The sequence below is a fragment of the Hoeflea marina genome (genome assembly GCF_003182275.1).
Classification (GTDB): domain Bacteria; phylum Pseudomonadota; class Alphaproteobacteria; order Rhizobiales; family Rhizobiaceae; genus Hoeflea; species Hoeflea marina.
In genome coordinates, this window is the sequence record NZ_QGTR01000002.1 from 1 (window position 1) to 16,461 (window position 16,461).

12 protein-coding genes are annotated in these 16,461 nt (G+C 65.1%); 5 read left to right on the forward strand and 7 right to left on the reverse strand.

The genetic code is table 11. The annotated features are described in order from the left end of the window. Nucleotides 1-117: 117 nt before the first annotated feature. Complete coding sequence (locus tag DFR52_RS06520; RefSeq protein WP_110031168.1) at nucleotides 118-1,176, reverse strand: substrate-binding domain-containing protein; 1,059 nt, start codon at nucleotides 1,174-1,176, stop codon at nucleotides 118-120. 320 nt (nucleotides 1,177-1,496) lie between these two features. Between DFR52_RS06520 and DFR52_RS06525 the strand changes: the two genes are divergently transcribed. From DFR52_RS06525 to DFR52_RS06545, 5 genes are all read left to right on the forward strand, one after another. Continuing rightward, nucleotides 1,497-2,852: an ABC transporter substrate-binding protein gene (locus DFR52_RS06525; RefSeq protein ID WP_110031169.1), complete on the forward strand. Its 1,356-nt coding sequence runs from the start codon at nucleotides 1,497-1,499 to the stop codon at nucleotides 2,850-2,852. Between the two features lie 76 nt (nucleotides 2,853-2,928). Next, complete coding sequence (locus tag DFR52_RS06530) at nucleotides 2,929-3,933, forward strand: carbohydrate ABC transporter permease (RefSeq protein WP_110031170.1); 1,005 nt, start codon at nucleotides 2,929-2,931, stop codon at nucleotides 3,931-3,933. Nucleotides 3,934-3,950: 17 nt separating this feature from the next. Then, nucleotides 3,951-5,084, forward strand: coding sequence for a carbohydrate ABC transporter permease (locus DFR52_RS06535; protein ID WP_210205817.1), 1,134 nt, complete (start codon nucleotides 3,951-3,953; stop codon nucleotides 5,082-5,084). Between the two features lie 51 nt (nucleotides 5,085-5,135). Continuing rightward, nucleotides 5,136-6,803 (forward strand): beta-galactosidase BglA, encoded by a 1,668-nt coding sequence (bglA, locus tag DFR52_RS06540; RefSeq protein ID WP_110031172.1) that lies wholly within the window; start codon nucleotides 5,136-5,138, stop codon nucleotides 6,801-6,803. A gap of 30 nt (nucleotides 6,804-6,833) precedes the next feature. Further along, nucleotides 6,834-7,922, forward strand: coding sequence for an ABC transporter ATP-binding protein (locus DFR52_RS06545; protein WP_110031173.1), 1,089 nt, complete (start codon nucleotides 6,834-6,836; stop codon nucleotides 7,920-7,922). 615 nt (nucleotides 7,923-8,537) lie between these two features. Here the strand turns inward: DFR52_RS06545 and DFR52_RS06555 are convergent. The 6 genes from DFR52_RS06555 to DFR52_RS06580 form a co-directional block, all read right to left on the reverse strand. After that, on the reverse strand, nucleotides 8,538-9,158 hold the full coding sequence (locus DFR52_RS06555) for an NYN domain-containing protein (RefSeq protein ID WP_110031174.1): 621 nt from the start codon (nucleotides 9,156-9,158) through the stop codon (nucleotides 8,538-8,540). 302 nt (nucleotides 9,159-9,460) lie between these two features. Continuing rightward, nucleotides 9,461-11,278: a phosphogluconate dehydratase gene (edd, locus tag DFR52_RS06560; protein ID WP_110031175.1), complete on the reverse strand. Its 1,818-nt coding sequence runs from the start codon at nucleotides 11,276-11,278 to the stop codon at nucleotides 9,461-9,463. Between the two features lie 48 nt (nucleotides 11,279-11,326). After that, the gene (pgl, locus tag DFR52_RS06565; RefSeq protein ID WP_110031176.1) at nucleotides 11,327-12,049 is read right to left on the reverse strand and encodes a 6-phosphogluconolactonase; all 723 of its coding nucleotides are present in this window, start codon (nucleotides 12,047-12,049) and stop codon (nucleotides 11,327-11,329) included. Then, nucleotides 12,036-13,511 carry a glucose-6-phosphate dehydrogenase gene (zwf, locus tag DFR52_RS06570; protein ID WP_110031177.1) on the reverse strand — a complete coding sequence of 492 codons (1,476 nt, stop codon included), beginning with the start codon at nucleotides 13,509-13,511 and terminating at the stop codon, nucleotides 12,036-12,038. Before zwf ends, pgl begins: the two co-directional genes overlap by 14 nt. Nucleotides 13,512-13,649: 138 nt before the next feature. Then, nucleotides 13,650-14,936, reverse strand: a complete 1,287-nt coding sequence (locus DFR52_RS06575; protein ID WP_110031178.1) for an NAD(P)/FAD-dependent oxidoreductase — start codon at nucleotides 14,934-14,936, stop codon at nucleotides 13,650-13,652. A gap of 12 nt (nucleotides 14,937-14,948) precedes the next feature. Beyond that, nucleotides 14,949-16,388: a glutamine synthetase family protein gene (locus tag DFR52_RS06580; protein ID WP_110031179.1), complete on the reverse strand. Its 1,440-nt coding sequence runs from the start codon at nucleotides 16,386-16,388 to the stop codon at nucleotides 14,949-14,951. Between the last annotated feature and the right edge of the window lie 73 nt (nucleotides 16,389-16,461).

A 16,461-nucleotide genomic window follows, 5' to 3' on the forward strand; every position in this document is an offset into this window, starting at 1 on the left:
AGCCGGGGCGGAAATCGCGTCAAGGGATTGAAATTGCTGAATGGGAGTTGTGGAATCGTCCAACAGTTTCGGCCGGATAGGCTCGCCGCTTGCGCGGCGGCCTCCGTTCTGGCAGTCCTATGTCGGTGCCTGCGCTCGGGCTTTCGGCCGGCTGGACCCGGGGGCGGGGCCGGTGGAGGCGCGCACGATCAGGTCGGCCTTCCAGATTTCCTGCTGCGGGTCGGCGGCGATTCCCGCCACCTCGCCGATGAGGCGCTCGGCGATGCGGATGCCGGCCTGGCGGATCGATGACCGCGTGGTGGTGAGCGGCGTCGAGAAATTCTCGGCCTTGAGATAGGGAAACACGTCGTCGTGGGCGATCAGCGACAGCTCGCGGCCAAGCCGCAGGCCGCGTTCGTTGACGGCGCGCACCGCGCCGAGCGACAGGATCACCGACGAGCAGAGCACCGCCGTCGGCGGCTCGGCCTGGTCAAGAAGCCGCATCATCCCCCGGTATCCGTGCTCCTCGGTCATGGGCGAATTCTGAACCAGGGCAGGATCGAGCGCCAGGCCCGCGGCGCTCAGCGCTTCGGCGGCGCCCTGGTGCCTGGCGATGGCGAAGCTGAGGTGATCGGCGGCGTTGAGGAAGGCAAAGCGGCGGTGGCCGAGCTGCAGCAGGAGCCGCGTCGCATCCGCGAAGGCGCCGGCATTGTCGATGTCGAGCAGCGGGTAGTCGAGCACGCCGTCGATCTCCCGGCCATGCACCACAAAGGGCAGCGACAGCGACTTGAGCAGCGCGATCCGCGGGTCCGACCGCCTGATATAGGACAGATAGACGGCATCGACGCTGCCGCCGGCGGCAAGGCGGCGGAACGTTGCCTCCTCGTCCTCGATGCGGCTCGGATTGATCACCAATTGCACATCGTTGCCGACCGCCACCTCGCTCAGTCCGGACAGGAACTCGGCGAAATGCAGGTCGGTGTCCCGCCCCGCCCCGGTGGGCATGACCAGGCCGATGGAATTGGTGCGCCCGGTGGCGAGACGCTGGGCGGCACGGTTGGGCCGATAGCCGGTCATCCTCACCGCCTGCAGCACCCGTTGCCGGGTGTCCTCATTGACCTCGGGATAGCCATTCAGCGCCCGCGAGACCGTGGTCTGGGACAGGTCGAGCAGCCGTGCCAGCTCCCTCAAATTCACGTGCCCGACCCCGATCCACTCAAAGCGCTTTGGAAGACATCCCGCGCAGGGGCCGCGACCGCGCCCTGGCAGGTTGTACAGTTAAGCCACGCTGTACCGATAAAAAAGCACTAAATACAGAGAGCGCGTCCGAGAAATATTATGCGGTCCTCCAGTCGCCAGTTTTGCCCTTGCATTCGAAAGCTTTTGGCTTGACTCTGCCGGGCACTCGTAATCCCTTGAAGCGAGCCAAAGCGCTTTGGATTTTCGATGAAGCATGGCTGGGAGAGCCAGCACGGTTTCAGTGCAATGGTCCTGGACCAAACGGGAGGAGACACCGAATGAAGAAACTGCTTTTGATCAGCGTCGCCGCTGCAGCCCTGACGATGGGCAGCGCGTCGGCCGCGGAACTGAAATTCAAGCCGGGCGAGGGTGCCTTCAGCTGGGACAGCTTCGAGGCCTTCAAATCCTCGCATGGCGACCTGGCCGGCCAGACGATCTCCATCTTCGGTCCCTGGCGCGGGGAAGACCAGGCGCTGGCGGAATCGATGCTGGCCTATTTCTCCGAGGCGACCGGCGTCAACGTCGAATACTCCTCCTCGGAAAACTACGAGCAGCAGATCGTCATCGACACCCAGGCCGGCAGCCCGCCCAACATCGCCATCCTGCCGCAGCCCGGTCTGATCGCCGGCCTTGCCAGCAAGGGCTACCTGACGCCGCTGGGCGAGGACACCCAGAAGTGGATCCTCGACAACTACGCCGCCGGCCAGTCCTGGGTCGACCTCGGCACCTACAAGGACAAGGACGGCAACCCGGCCTTCTTCGCCTTTCCCTACAAGATCGATGTGAAGTCGCTGGTCTGGTACGTGCCGGACAATTTCGCCGACGCCGGCTACGAGATTCCGACCTCCATGGAGGAGCTCAAGGCGCTCACCCAGAAGATCGTCGACGACGGCGGCACGCCGTGGTGCATCGGCCTGGGCTCGGGCGGCGCAACCGGCTGGCCGGCCACCGACTGGGTGGAAGACATGATGCTGCGCACCACCACGCCTGAAAACTACGACAAATGGGTGTCCAACGAGCTCAAGTTCGACGACCCGATCGTCGTCGCCGCCATCGAGGAATTCGGCTGGTTCGCCAAGAACGACAAGTTCGTCTCCGGCGGCGCCGGCGCGGTTGCTTCGACCGATTTCCGCGACAGCCCGAAGGGTCTCTTCTCGTCGCCGCCGCAGTGCTACATGCACCACCAGGCCTCGTTCATTCCGTCCTTCTTCCCGGAAGGCACCAAGCTCGGGACCGATGCCGATTTCTTCTACATGCCCGCCTATGAGGGCAAGGATCTCGGCAAGCCGGTGCTTGGCGCCGGCACGCTGGCGATGATCACCAAGGATTCGCCGGCGGCGCGCGCCTTTATCGAGTGGCTGGAGACGCCGATCGCGCACGAGGTCTGGATGGCCCAGTCGGGCTTCCTCACGCCCTTCAAGTCGGCCAATGCGGAAACCTACGGCAATGCGGCGCTCAAGAAGCAGGGCGAGATCCTGCTCAACTCGACCACCTTCCGGTTTGACGGGTCCGACCTGATGCCGGGCGCGGTGGGCGCCGGATCGTTCTGGACCGGAATGGTCGACTATGTCGGCGGCAAGCCGGCGGAGGACGTCGCCAGCCAGATCCAGAAGTCGTGGGACACGATCAAGTAGTCGGCTGATCCGAATGCCGTCATCCGGGCGCTGCCCGGGTGACGGCTGGCCCGACACACTCATTGGGGGGGAGCCCATGAATCCGGCGTTGCAGGGATTAATCACCATCATATTGGGCGTCGGCGGTTGTGTCGGCTACTTCTATTTTTCCAACATCGTTCTTGACCGGTTCATCTTTCCGGCGACCGGCCCGCAGGCCGGGCGCAACATCAACCGCGCCAACCAGGTCCGGCCCTGGCTGTTCCTCGCCCCGGCAATGCTGGCGCTCGGCATCTATCTCGCCTATCCCGTGGTCGCCACCCTCTGGCTCTCCGTCACCGACCGGGATCTCGGCGGCGCCTTTGTCGGGCTTGCCAACTACCGGCAGATGGTCTCCGAGCCGAAGTTCTGGGAGGCGCTGCAGAACAACATTCTCTGGCTGATCTTCGTGCCGGCCATGGCGACGGTGATGGGGCTGATCATCGCCCAGCTCACCGACCGCATCTGGTGGGGTTCGATCGCCAAGTCGCTGATCTTCATGCCGATGGCCATCTCCTTCGTCGGCGCCTCGGTGATCTGGAAGCTGATCTACGACACCAGACCGCTGGGCTCCGAGCAGATCGGCGTGCTCAACGCGCTCTATCTCTATTTCGGCGGCGACGCACCGCAGACCTGGCTGACGATCCCGTTCTGGAATTCCTTTTTCCTGATGATCGTGCTGATCTGGATCCAGACCGGTTTTGCCATGGTGATCCTGTCGGCGGCGCTGCGCGGCATCCCCGAGGAAACCATCGAGGCGGCGGTGATCGACGGCGCCAATCCGCTGCAGATCTTCTTCAAGATCAAGGTGCCGCAGATCATGGGCACCATCGTCGTGGTCTGGACCACCATCACCATCGTGGTGCTCAAGGTCTTCGACATCGTCTACGCCATGACCAACGGCCAGTGGGAGACCCAGGTTCTCGCCAACTACATGTACGGCAAGCTGTTCGTCGGCATCGGCGACTGGGGCGTGGGCTCGGCCAGCGCCATCGTCATCCTGCTGCTGGTGTCGCCGATCCTGGTCTGGAATGTCTACAGCGCCAGCAAAGAAACGAAATAGGGGGACGGGCGATGGCTTTGTTTGCGAGCAGAAAGTCGGGCCTGACCTGGGCGGTGCATCTCACGGTGGTCCTCCTGGTGGCGCTGTGGGTGTTTCCCACCTTCGGCCTGTTGGTGTCCTCCTTCCGCACCTCCGACCAGATCTCGTCGAGCGGCTGGTGGAAGGCGCTGTCGACCCAGGAGACGCAGAACTCGCCGGTGCGCATCGCCGGCGAGGAAGATGAGGTGGACGGCAAGTTCGTCATCAGGGGCGAGCTGTTCCCGACCTCCGACACAGAACTGAGCAACTGGGGCACCAGTTCGCTCAAGCCCAACGCCTATGAGCCCGGCGAGGTGGCCGACCTGGGCGACGGCAACACGCTGACGGTCGACAACCGCGGCGCCTTCGTGCTCTCGGGGCCTGCCAGCTTCGCCGAGCAGCGGTCGCCGCGCGTCTTCACCACGGCGGCGACGCCGCCCGAATTCACCCTGCAGAACTACGAGACCGTGCTGTTCAGCTCGCGCGGCGGCGAGGGCGTCGGACAGGCCTTCATCAACACGCTGACCGTCTCGATCCCGGCCACCGTCATCCCGATCCTGATCGCCGCCTTCGCGGCCTACGCGCTGGCCTGGATGCGCTTTCCGGGCCGCGCGCTGCTGATTGCCGCCGTGGTCGGCCTTCTGGTGGTGCCGCTGCAATTGGCGCTGATCCCGCTGCTGACGCTGCACAACCAGGTCGGCATCGGCAAGAGCTATCTCGGCATCTGGCTGGCGCATACCGGCTTCGGCCTGCCGCTGGCGATCTATCTGCTGCGCAACTACATGGTCGGGCTGCCGCGCGACATCATCGAGAATGCCCGCGTCGACGGCGCCACCGACTTCCAGATCTTCACCCGCATCGTGCTGCCGCTGTCGTTTCCGGCGCTGGCGTCGTTTGCCATCTTCCAGTTTCTCTGGACATGGAACGACCTGCTGGTGGCGCTGGTGTTCCTGGGCGCGTCCGACGACAAGCTGGTGCTCACCGGCCGGCTGGTCAACCTGATGGGCTCGCGCGGCGGCGACTGGGAGATCCTCGCCACCTCGGCCTTCGTCTCCATTGCGGTGCCGCTCATGGTGTTTTTCGCCATGCAGCGCTATCTCGTGCGCGGCCTGCTCGCGGGATCCGTCAAATAATCCGGCCCCAGGGCCCAATGGCCCCAGGGGCCGCACAGAAAGTCACGCTATATGAGACTGGCATCGTCCGAATCCGCATCCCGCTCCCGGCCGGCAATCGATCCCGACTGGTGGCGCGGCGCGGTGATCTATCAGGTCTATCCGCGCTCCTACCAGGACACGTCGGGCGACGGCATCGGGGACCTGCGCGGCATTGCCGAGCGGTTGCCGCACATCGCCTCGCTCGGTGTCGATGCGATCTGGATCTCGCCCTTCTTCACCTCGCCGATGCGGGATTTCGGCTACGACGTCTCCGATTACACCAATGTCGATCCGATGTTCGGCACGCTCAACGATTTCGACCATCTGGTCGCCGAGGCGCACGGCCACGGCATCAGGGTGATGATCGACCTGGTGATCTCGCACACCTCCGACCAGCATCCGTGGTTCATCGAGAGCCGCAGGGACCGCACCAACCCCAGGGCCGACTGGTATGTCTGGGCCGACCCGAAGCCGGACGGCACGCCGCCGACCAACTGGCTGTCGATCTTCGGCGGTTCGGCCTGGCAGTGGGACCCGTCGCGCCAGCAGTATTTCATGCACAACTTCCTCACCTCGCAACCGGATCTGAACTTCCACAATCCGGAAGTCCAGGAGGCGCTGCTCGCCGCGACGCGGTTCTGGCTCGAGCGCGGCGTCGACGGATTCCGGCTCGACACCATCAATTTCTACTTCCACGACAAGGAGCTGCGCGACAATCCGGCGCTGCCGCCCGAACAGCGCAACGCGTCCATCGCGCCCTCGGTCAATCCCTACAACCACCAGAACCACCTCTACGACAAGAATCGGCCGGAAAACCTGGCCTTCCTCAAGCGCTTCCGCGCGCTGATGGACGAGTTTCCCGCCATCGCCGCCGTCGGCGAGGTGGGCGATGCCCAGTACGGCCTGCAGATCGTTGCCGACTACACCTCGGGCAATGACAAGATGCACATGTGCTACGCCTTCGAATTCCTGGCCGCCGATCCCCTGTCGCCGGCGCGGGTGCGCGCGGTCATGACCGATTTCATGACCGCGGCGCCGGAGGGCTGGGCCTGCTGGGCCTTCTCCAACCACGACGTCGTCCGCCACGCCAGCCGCTGGGGCGACCATGTCGGCGATCGCGATCGCTACCTGCGCATGCTCGCGGGGCTGCTGCTGTCGCTGCGCGGCTCGGTCTGCCTCTACCAGGGCGAGGAACTGGGTCTGACCGAGGCGGAATTGTCCTTCGAGGATCTGCGCGATCCCTACGGCATCCAGTTCTGGCCCGATTTCAAGGGTCGCGACGGCTGCCGCACGCCGATGGTCTGGTCCGAGCATGCGGCCTCCGCCGGCTTCACCGATGGCCATCCCTGGCTGCCGATCCCGAGCGAGCACCGCCATCTCGCGGTGGACGCGCAGGAGCATGTGCAGGGCTCGATGCTCAACCACTACCGTCATCTCACCGCCTTCCGCGCCCAGCACCCGGCGCTGGCCAAGGGCGACATGGTGTTTCTCGACAGCGGCGACGCGGTGCTCAGCTTCACCCGCAGCTTCGGCAACGAGACCGTCTATTGCGCCTTCAACATGTCGGAGGTCGAGCAGGCGATACCGCTGCCCGAAGGGGTGCTGACGGCGCTGCACGGCCACGGCTTTTCAGGGATGATCCGTCCCGACACGATCGCGATCCCGCCCTACGACGCATTCTTCGCGCGTCTCGGGTGAGGCAACAATGGGCAGCAGAGGGAGACAGACATGGTTGGCCTGACACTCAAGGATCTCAAGAAGTCCTATGGCGCGGTCGATGTCATTCACGGTGTTAATCTCACCATCGAGCAGGGCGAGTTCATCGTCTTCGTCGGGCCGTCGGGATGCGGAAAGTCGACCCTGCTCCGAATGATCGCCGGTCTCGAGGAGATCACCGGCGGCGAACTGACCATCGACGGCATGGTGGTCAACGACGTGCCGCCGTCCAAGCGCGGCATCGCGATGGTGTTCCAGTCCTACGCCCTCTATCCGCACATGACGGTCTACGACAACATGGCCTTCGGCCTGCGCATCGCCAAGCTGGGCAAGGATGAAGTCGATCGCCGGGTGCGAGCGGCGGCCGACATATTGCAGCTCGGCCCCTATCTCGACCGCCTGCCCAAGGCGCTGTCGGGCGGCCAGCGCCAGCGGGTCGCCATCGGCCGGGCCATCTGCCGCGACCCGAAGGTGTTCCTGTTCGACGAGCCGCTGTCCAATCTCGACGCGGCACTCCGGGTCGCCACCCGCATCGAGATCTCCAAGCTCAACGAGTCGATGCCCGACACCACCATGATCTACGTCACCCACGACCAGGTCGAGGCCATGACGCTCGCCGACCGCATCGTCGTGCTGCGCGCCGGCCATATCGAGCAGGTCGGGCCGCCGATGCAGCTCTACGAGCGGCCGGACAATCTGTTCGTCGCCCAGTTCATCGGCTCTCCGGCGATGAACATCCTGCAGGCGACGGTGGAAACGGCCGGTCCCAGCGCCATGGTCAAGCTGCCGGGCGGCAATTCCGTCGACACCGGCATCGCGGTGCCCGACACCGACAAGGGCAAGACCGTGTCCTTCGGCGTGCGCCCCGAGGACATGACGGTGACCCGGGACGACGGCTTCCTGTTCGAGGGCAAGGTGGCGCTGGTCGAGGCGCTGGGCGAGGTGACGCTGCTCTATGTCGAGGGCCTGACCGAGGGCGACCCGGTCATCGTCAAGCTGCCCGGCAACCATTCGGTCGCCCGTGACGACACCATCCGCTTCGCCGCCGACAAGGCCAAGCTGCATCTGTTCGATACCGAGGGCAAGACCTACCGGAGGTGAGGGGCAGCCGCCAGCCGCGACATGCCGACCGGAGGTCACGCCCGCCGAGGTGAACGTGATGTTGTAGATCGCGGCTCCGCGCCCCCTTACATGGCCAAAAGCGTGGGCGGTTCTTCGACATTTTCCCGATTGGTCAGGTCCCTCAGGGCTTTCACCATCTCGGCGGGGTGGGCGTCGATGAGCAGCAGGTAGGCCCGCATGGCCTGCACCGGACGCGAGCGTCCCTGTTCCCACTGCTTGAGCTGATCCAGCCCGAAGGCGAAGGTGGCGGCGAAGTCCTCTGCGACAGGCCGGTGCGCGCCCGGATCGCCTTGACGTCGATCTCGGACGGGACATGGAGGCGGAAGGGTTCGGCGTCACCGCGGGCAACGGCCAGAGCCTCCTCCAGGCCCTCCGCGATCTGGTCGAAAGCCTTCCGGGTCATCGCTGCTCTCCTTTGGGCCGGAGGCCATTTGCGCCTCTCGTGCTCCTTAACATTCCTGTCAGAAAGTTGCTCCAAACCGTTTCCTTCGGCATTGGTGAGTGTGAGTTTGGATTCCTCGCCAACACCCCGACCAGGCACGCCGGCGGATCCGGCCCGGAAGAGAGTGTCATCGAACGCACTGCAAACTCGGATTACATCCTGAATTCTAAACGGTATCTGGGCAGGTCGATTGTGGCCCAGCATTTTTGTCGCAGCAGCATGCCGTGCGGAGGGAAGCCGCCATGTATGACCTTGATTCCCTTGTTTTGAAGATATTCCGCCGCAGGGACAAAATCCTGGTCCGCCGACACGAGGACGGCAATATCATATGCCTTCTCCCAGGCCAGGCTGACAAGGTCGGTCGCAATTCGCGTGTCGATCCCCTTTTCTTCCGTGCCGCGCATGTCCGAGCCGCAATGCGGGCATTTTTCAACGGCGGCATGGCAAGCCGGGCATTTGGGTGCCGACCGCTTCCTGGTGCGCTCTTTGAACAGCGCATTCACGCCCGGAAAGGTGTCCAGTGTGTTTGTTGCCCAGTGCTTGAGGGCGCCGTCGGTGGCCGGATTGTATGAACCATAGACATTCATTCCCGAGTAGATGGCGAGGGCAGTCGCGTCAACGACCCTCCCCGCTTCTCTGGTGAGGATCTTCGGAAACGTACGCCAATCGGTCTTGAACGCAGCTTCACATTCCTTCATGGACAGTGTGAAGTTCCAGAAATCGACAAATATATGAACCCGATATTCAGCCGGCACTTGAAACCTGCTCGTCATTTGCAAGTTATTACATACGCTTTTGTTCCGCGGCCATGCAACCGTCTCTTGTTTCGGAGTTGGTGCATATTGACAAACGCAAAATAATTTTGCATATTGAGGCCAATACAGCGCCTCAGGCATCGCCCGGCAAACGGGAAACAACGCATGTCTGAGTATCAGTAAAAGGCCATCCCGCGGATGGCCTTTTTTGTTTCAGGCGATTGCGGGCGGGGACACGGCATTGCCCGACCCGCTCCCTGCACGCAAAAGGCCCGGATCGCTCCGGGCCTTGTCGTTTCAGCGTGATCGGGTCGGCAGTCTCAGTACAGCACGCTCGCGCCCATGTCGGCTGTGCCGGCGACGGCGCGGAACTTGTCGAAGATCTCCCGGCCCATGCCGCTCTCATATTGCGCGAGATCGATCATCACCGGCGTCCGCGCCGCGAACTCGGCGGCGTCGACCAGCACTTCCAGCGTGCCCGCCTCGGCGTCGAGCCGGATCATGTCGCCCTCGCGGATGCGGGCGATCGGGCCGCCGTCCTTGGCCTCCGGCGTGACGTGGATGGCGGCGGGCACCTTGCCCGAAGCGCCCGACATGCGACCGTCGGTGACGAGCGCCACCCGCTGGCCGCGATCCTGCAGTACGCCGAGCGGCGGGGTGAGCTTGTGCAGTTCCGGCATGCCGTTGGCCTTCGGCCCCTGGAAGCGGACGACGGCGATGAAATCGCCGGTCAGTTCGCCGGCCGAGAAGGCCGTCTGCATCTCCGACTGGTCGTGGAAGATCCGCGCCGGCGCCTCGATGACGTGACGGTCGGGCTTGACGGCGGAGATCTTGATCACCGCCTTGCCGAGATTGCCCTTGAGCATCTTCAGCCCGCCATTGGGCTGGAACGGCGCGTCGGCGCGCGCCAGCACCTTCGGGTCGGCGCTGGTCTCGGGCGAAGGGACGCGCGCCACGCCGCCATTCTCGCCGAGCCGCGGATCGATGGCGTAGGACGACAGGCCCTTGCCCCAGACCGTGCGCACGTCCTCGTGCACGAGGCCGATCTTGAGCAGCTGGCTGATCAGGAACCCCATGCCGCCGGCGGCATGGAAATGGTTCACGTCGGCAAGCCCGTTGGGATAGACCCGCGCCAGCAGCGGCACCGCGTCGGAGAGGTCGGAAATGTCCTCCCAGGTGAGCTGGATGCCGGCCGCCCGCGCCATGGCGACGAGATGGATGGTGTGGTTGGTCGAGCCGCCGGTGGCGTGCAGGCCGACGACGCCGTTGACGAAGGAGCGTTCGTCGATCATCTCGCCCACCGGCGTGAACTCGTTGCCGAGCGCGGTGATGGCGAGCGCGCGGCGCGTCGCCTCCACCGTCAGCGCGTCGCGCAGCGGCGTGTTGGGGTTGATGAAGGAGGCGCCGGGCAGGTGCAGGCCCATGATCTCCATCAGCATCTGGTTGGAATTGGCGGTGCCGTAGAAGGTGCAGGTGCCCGGGCCGTGGTAGGACTTGGACTCGGCCTCGAGCAGCATGGCGCGGTCGGCCTTGCCCTCGGCATAGAGCTGGCGCACGCGCGCCTTCTCGTCATTGGGCAGGCCCGTGGTCATCGGTCCGGCGGGGATGAACACCGCCGGCAGGTGACCGAAGGTCAGCGCCGCGATGACGAGGCCCGGCACGATCTTGTCGCAGACACCGAGATAGACGGCGGCGTCGAACATGTCGTGCGACAGGCCGACGGCGGTGGCGAGCGCGATGACGTCGCGCGAGAACAGCGACAGCTCCATGCCGGGCTGGCCCTGGGTGACCCCGTCGCACATGGCCGGCACGCTGCCCGCCACCTGCGCCACGCCGCCCGCCTCGCGCGCCGCCTTGCGGATCAGCTCGGGAAAGGTCTCGAACGGCTGATGCGCCGAGAGCATGTCGTTGTAGGAGGTGATGATGCCGAGATTGGGGACCACGTCGTCGGACAGGTTGGCCTTGTCGGTCGGACCGCAGGCGGCAAAGCCGTGGGCGAGATTGGAGCAGGACAGCCGCGAGCGGTTGGGCCCCTTCTCGGCGGCCCGCCGGACCCGGTCGAGATAGACCTCGCGGGTCGGGCGCGAACGTTCGATGATCCTGCCGGTGACGGCAGCAATGCGGGGATCGACGGTCATGTTGGAACCTCTGTCTGGCATTGGCGGCTCTTCCGAACCGGTTGACGTCTATGGCGCCCAGTAGATGTTGACCGGATGTCGCGCATGACGCAGCACCGCGCGCACCGGCAAGGCGGTCTCCGGTCCCGGCCCGAGCGCCTCGGTGAGGACCTGCAGTTTATCCTTGCCCTCTATATGGAGCACCAGCAGCGGCGCTTCCACCAGCAGCGGCAGGGTCAGCGTCAGGCGCGGCTCGCCGGCGCCCTCGGCTTCCATCGACATGACAGATCGCGTCGCCGCGGGGTCGGTGGCCTCGGCCAGCGCGGAGCCGCCCGGGAAGAACGAGGCGGTGTGGCCGTCGAGCCCCATGCCCAGCACGACGACGTCGAAGGGACGCCCGATCCTGCCGATCGCCGCGTCGGCGAGGTCGACCAGTCTCGCCCCGTCCATCGGCACGCTCCACAGCGGCACGAAGCCAGCGGCGGCCGCCCGGTTCTGCAGCAGCTGCGTGACCACGAGGCGCTGGTTCGAACGTTCGTGGCTTGGCGGAACCGCCCGCTCGTCCACCAGCGTTACCGTGACCTTCGACCAGTCGATGTCGGCGGTCGACAGGTTGGCGAAGAACGCCTTCGGCGTCGAGCCGCCGGAGACGGCGATGCTCGCCGCCCCGCGCGTCCTGATGGCCTCGGCCAGCGCCGCCGCCACCCGTGCCGCCAGCGCCTCGGCAAGCGCCGGACGGCTGGCGAATTCGTGGCTTTCGCTCACCGCGGTCGTGGCTTCAGTCGCTTTCATGCCAGGTCCTGCCGTCCCGTTCGATCAGCGCGATGGCCTGGCTCGGCCCCCAGGTGCCCGCCGTGTAGGGATGCACCTTCTGGCCGTTTTCCTCCCAGGCCTTCAGGATCGGATCGACCCACAGCCAGGCGGCCTCGACCTCGTCGCGGCGCATGAACAGGGTCTGGTTGGAGCGGATGACGTCGAGCAGCAGCCGCTCGTAGGCATCCGGATTGCGCACCTCGAAGCGGTCGGCGAAGCTCATGTCGAGCGGAATGTGCCTGAGCCGCATTCCGCCCGGGCCGGGATCCTTGATCATCATCCACTGCTTGACGCCCTCGTTGGGCTGCAGCCGCATGACCAGCTGGTTGGCGATCACCTTGCCGGCGCTGTCGTCGAAGATCGAATGCGGGATCGGCTTGAAGGTGATGACGATCTCGCTCATGCGCTCGCTCATCCGCTTGCCGGTGCGCAGGTAGAAGGGCACGCCGGCCCAGCGCCAGTTCTCGATCTCCGCCTTGATGGCGACGAAGGTCTCGGTGTTGGAGACGCCGCCCTCGAGCTCCTCGAGATAGCCCTTGGCCGGACCGCCGGCCGAGGCACCGGCCTTGTACTGGCCGCGGACGGTCAGGTTGTCGGCATTGGAGTCGTTGATGCGCTTGAGCGAGCGCAGCACCTTGAGCTTCTCGTCGCGCACGGCCTCGGCGTCCATCGAGGCGGGCGCTTCCATCGCCACCAGGCACAAGAGCTGCACCAGGTGGTTCTGCACCATGTCCCGGAGCGCGCCGGCCTTGTCGTAGTAACCGGCGCGGCCCTCGAGCCCGACCGATTCGGCCACCGTGATCTGCACGTGATCGATATGGGCCGAGTTCCACAGCGGCTCGTACATGGCGTTGGCAAAGCGCAGCGCCATCAGGTTCTGCACCGTTTCCTTGCCGAGATAGTGGTCGATGCGGAAGATCTGGTCTTCGGCGAACACGCTGCCGATGGTGTTGTTGAGCGCCTTGGCGGAGGCGAGATCGCGGCCGATCGGCTTCTCCACCACGATCCGCGTCTTGTCGGTGATCAGGCCGTGATTGCGGATCCGCTCCGATATGGAGCCGAACAGCGACGGCCCGACGGCGAGGTAGAAGGCGCGGATCTCGTCGCTGCCGTCGTCGAGCAGCGCCTTGAGGTCGTCCCAGCCCTTGTCCGACATAGCGTCGACCGACACATAATACAGCCGCGCCAGGAACCTGCCGACCTCGTCCTCGGACAGCTCGTCCTGCTTGAGGTGCTCCTCGAGCGCGGCACGGGCGAATTGCCGGTAGGCGTCATGGTCCATTTCCGAGCGGGAGGCGCCGATGATCCGCGTCGGTTCGGACAGCTGACCGGAAATCTGCCGGTGATAGAGCGCCGGCAGCAGCTTGCGCTCGGCTAGGTCCCCGGTGCCGCCGAAGACGACATAGTCAAAAGGGTCGACCGGAATGATCTGGCTGGTCATGTTCGGATCCTGTCCTGAAACTGCGTCACATGCATAATCTAATCGATTAGATAAAGCCAGACCCTGTCCATCGAAATGCGAAGAGGGCCTGGCTCGGCGGCCCGCACCATGCCCGCAAGCGGCTGTGCGGGAGGGGTCTCAGAGCTTGTCGCGCAGCGAGAACCAGGTCAAAGCCAAAAACAGCAGCGGCGCGCGAAAGCGGGCGCCGCCCGGGAACGGCGGGATCTGCACCGCGCGCATGGCCTCGAGGTCTTCCGAGCCGCCAAGCACATGATCGGCATAGAGCTTGCCGCAATAGTTCGACAGCATCACGCCGTGGCCGGAGAAGCCGCCGATCGAGGTGACCTGCGGCATCACCTCGCGCACGAAGGGGCGCCGCGGCAGGGTGATGCCCACCGAGCCGCCCCATGCATGGGTGATCTCGACATCGCCGAGCGCCGGATAGATCTCGGCGATCTGCCGCCGGATATGGACGGAGATGTCGGACGGATTGTCGGAGGTGTAGGCCTCGCGGCCGCCGAACAGCAACCGTCCGTCGGCACTCTTGCGGAAGTAGCGCACCACGAAGCGCGAATCATCGACCGCCTCGCCACCCGGCAGCACGGGTGAGTCGGCCGGCAACGGCGCGGTGGCGCCGATGAAGGAGCCGATCGGCATCACATGGGCGGCGGTCACCGGTTCCAGGCCGCCGATATAGGCGTTGCAGGCAATCAGCGCGCGCCCGGCGGTGATCGTTCCCTGGGCGGTCGTCACGACGACCTTGCCGCCTTCGGACCGGATCGACTGCGCCGGCGTGGATTCGTGCAGCCGGGCGCCGGCCAGCGCCGCCGCCCGGGCAAGGCCGACAAGATATTTCAGCGGGTTGATGTGTCCGGTGCCGGTGTCGAGGGTGCCGCCGTGATAGCGTCGCGAGCCGACCTTCTGCGCGATGTCCTCCTTGTCGAGGAAGCGGATATGGCCGTAGCCGTAATGGTCGGCCATGATCCGGGCATGGTGGCGATAGTCGTTCACATAGGACTGCTTGTGCGCCGCCGAGATCTGTCCCGGCCGGTAGTCGGCGTCGATGCCGTTGGCCCGGGCGAAGTCGTGAAGATGCGCCTTAGCCCGCTCGGCGACGTGAAACAGCCGCGTCGCCGTCTCGCGCCCGAAATCGGCCTCCAGTTCCTCCACCCAGGCGCGCTGGCCGGTGCCGAGCTGGCCGCCGTTGCGCCCGGAGGCGCCGTCGCCGAAGCGGGCGGTTTCGATGAGCACCACGTCCTTGCCGCCGGCGGCGAGATGGTGCGCCGCCTGCAGGCCGGTGTAGCCGCCGCCGATGACGACCACGTCGGCGGTGGCGGAGCCGGCAAGCGCGGCATAGGCCGGACGCTCCGTCTGGATCGCCTCATAGAAGGAGCGGCCGGGCGCGATCGGGCTTTGGTAAGTCATGGCTTGCATACTCTAAACATTGAGGAGGAGAAATTCACGCTCCCAGGGACTGATCACCCGCATGAAGGTTTCGAATTCGCCGCGCTTGACGCCCGCATAGGTGTGGATGAACTCCTGGCCGAAGATTCGGGCGAAATCGGGTTCGCTTTCCAGCAGCGACACCGCCTCGAGCAGCCCCCGCGGCAGGTCGATCGTGGTTCCCTCGTTGACCGTCTTGTAGGACGGCTCGCCCGGGGCGATCTTGTTGGTCATGCCGAGCCAGCCGCAGCCGAGCGAGGCGGCGAGCGCCAGATAGGGATTGGCGTCCGAGGACGGCAGCCGGTTCTCCACCCGCCGCGCCGCCGAGTCGGAGTTCGGGATCCGGAAGGCGGTGGTGCGGTTGTCATAGCCCCAGGCATTGTTGACCGGGCAGGCCATGCCGGGCGCCAGGCGCCGGTAGGAATTCACATAGGGCGCCATCATCACCAGCGCCTTCGGGATCAGCTGCTGCATGCCGCCGATGAAGTGGAAGAACGCCTCGCTCGGCGTGCCGTCCGGATTGGAGAAGACGTTCTTGCCGGTCCTGGCATCGACCACCGACTGGTGGATGTGCATCGCCGAGCCGGCGGCATCCTGCATCGGCTTGGCCATGAAGGTGGCATAGATGCCGTGCTTGAGCGCGGCCTCGCGCAGGGTGCGCTTGAACATGAAGACCTGGTCGGCGAGTTCCACCGGATCGCCGTGGCGCAGGTTGATCTCCAGCTGCGCCGGACCCTCCTCGTGGATCAGCGTGTCGATTTCCAGTCCCTGCTTCTCGGAGAAGTCATAGATGTCGTCGACGAGTTCGTCGAACTCGTTGACGCCGGCGATCGAGTAGGACTGGCCGCCGGTGATGGTGCGGCCGGACCGGCCCCGCGGCGGCTTCAGCGGATAATCGGGATCCTCGTGCTGGGCGACGAGGTAGAACTCGATTTCCGGCGCCACCACCGGCCGCCAGCCATTGTCGGTGTAGAGCTGCATCACGCGCTTGAGCACGTTGCGCGGCGTGTAGACGACGGGCTCGCCCTTGGTGTTGTGGATGTCGCAGATCACCTGCGCCGTCGGATCGGATTCCCACGGCACGGCCGAAAGGGTCGACAGGTCGGGCACCAGCTTCAGGTCGCCGTCGAGCGGATCATAGCGGAAATCGCCGGTCTCCTCCGGATATTCGCCCGAGATGGTCTGCCGGAACACCGCAGAGGGCAGCGCCAGCGACGTGTTGGAGGTGAATTTCGAACTCGGCATCATCTTGCCGCGCGGCACGCCTGAGAGATCCGGGGTGATGCATTCGATGTCTTCGATGCCCCGGTCGCGCAGCCATTCGGTCGCTTCGGCCCAGTTGCCGACGCCCCGTTTCGCGTCCAGGAAGGCAGGACGGGTCTTCCGCGCCGCCGTTTTCACAGCAGCCGGGTTTCCAGTTTTTCGAGACGCCATAAATCACCATGGTTAGATCAACAATGGCGCATCATACCTGCTTTTCGGTCCAAGACCAGTCAAGCACCCGGCT

Bases quoted from the DNA above. Each gene is read 5' to 3' on its own strand.
- DFR52_RS06525 (WP_110031169.1), top strand. From the start codon at position 1,497: ATGAAGAAACTGCTTTTGATCAGCGTCGCCGCTGCAGCCCTGACGATG.
- DFR52_RS06530 (WP_110031170.1), top strand. From the start codon at position 2,929: ATGAATCCGGCGTTGCAGGGATTAATCACCATCATATTGGGCGTCGGC.
- bglA (WP_110031172.1), top strand. From the start codon at position 5,136: ATGAGACTGGCATCGTCCGAATCCGCATCCCGCTCCCGGCCGGCAATC.
- DFR52_RS06545 (WP_110031173.1), top strand. From the start codon at position 6,834: ATGGTTGGCCTGACACTCAAGGATCTCAAGAAGTCCTATGGCGCGGTC.
- DFR52_RS06555 (WP_110031174.1), bottom strand. From the start codon at position 9,158: ATGACGAGCAGGTTTCAAGTGCCGGCTGAATATCGGGTTCATATATTT.
- edd (WP_110031175.1), bottom strand. From the start codon at position 11,278: ATGACCGTCGATCCCCGCATTGCTGCCGTCACCGGCAGGATCATCGAA.
- pgl (WP_110031176.1), bottom strand. From the start codon at position 12,049: ATGAAAGCGACTGAAGCCACGACCGCGGTGAGCGAAAGCCACGAATTC.
- zwf (WP_110031177.1), bottom strand. From the start codon at position 13,511: ATGACCAGCCAGATCATTCCGGTCGACCCTTTTGACTATGTCGTCTTC.
- DFR52_RS06575 (WP_110031178.1), bottom strand. From the start codon at position 14,936: ATGACTTACCAAAGCCCGATCGCGCCCGGCCGCTCCTTCTATGAGGCG.
- DFR52_RS06580 (WP_110031179.1), bottom strand. From the start codon at position 16,388: ATGGCGTCTCGAAAAACTGGAAACCCGGCTGCTGTGAAAACGGCGGCG.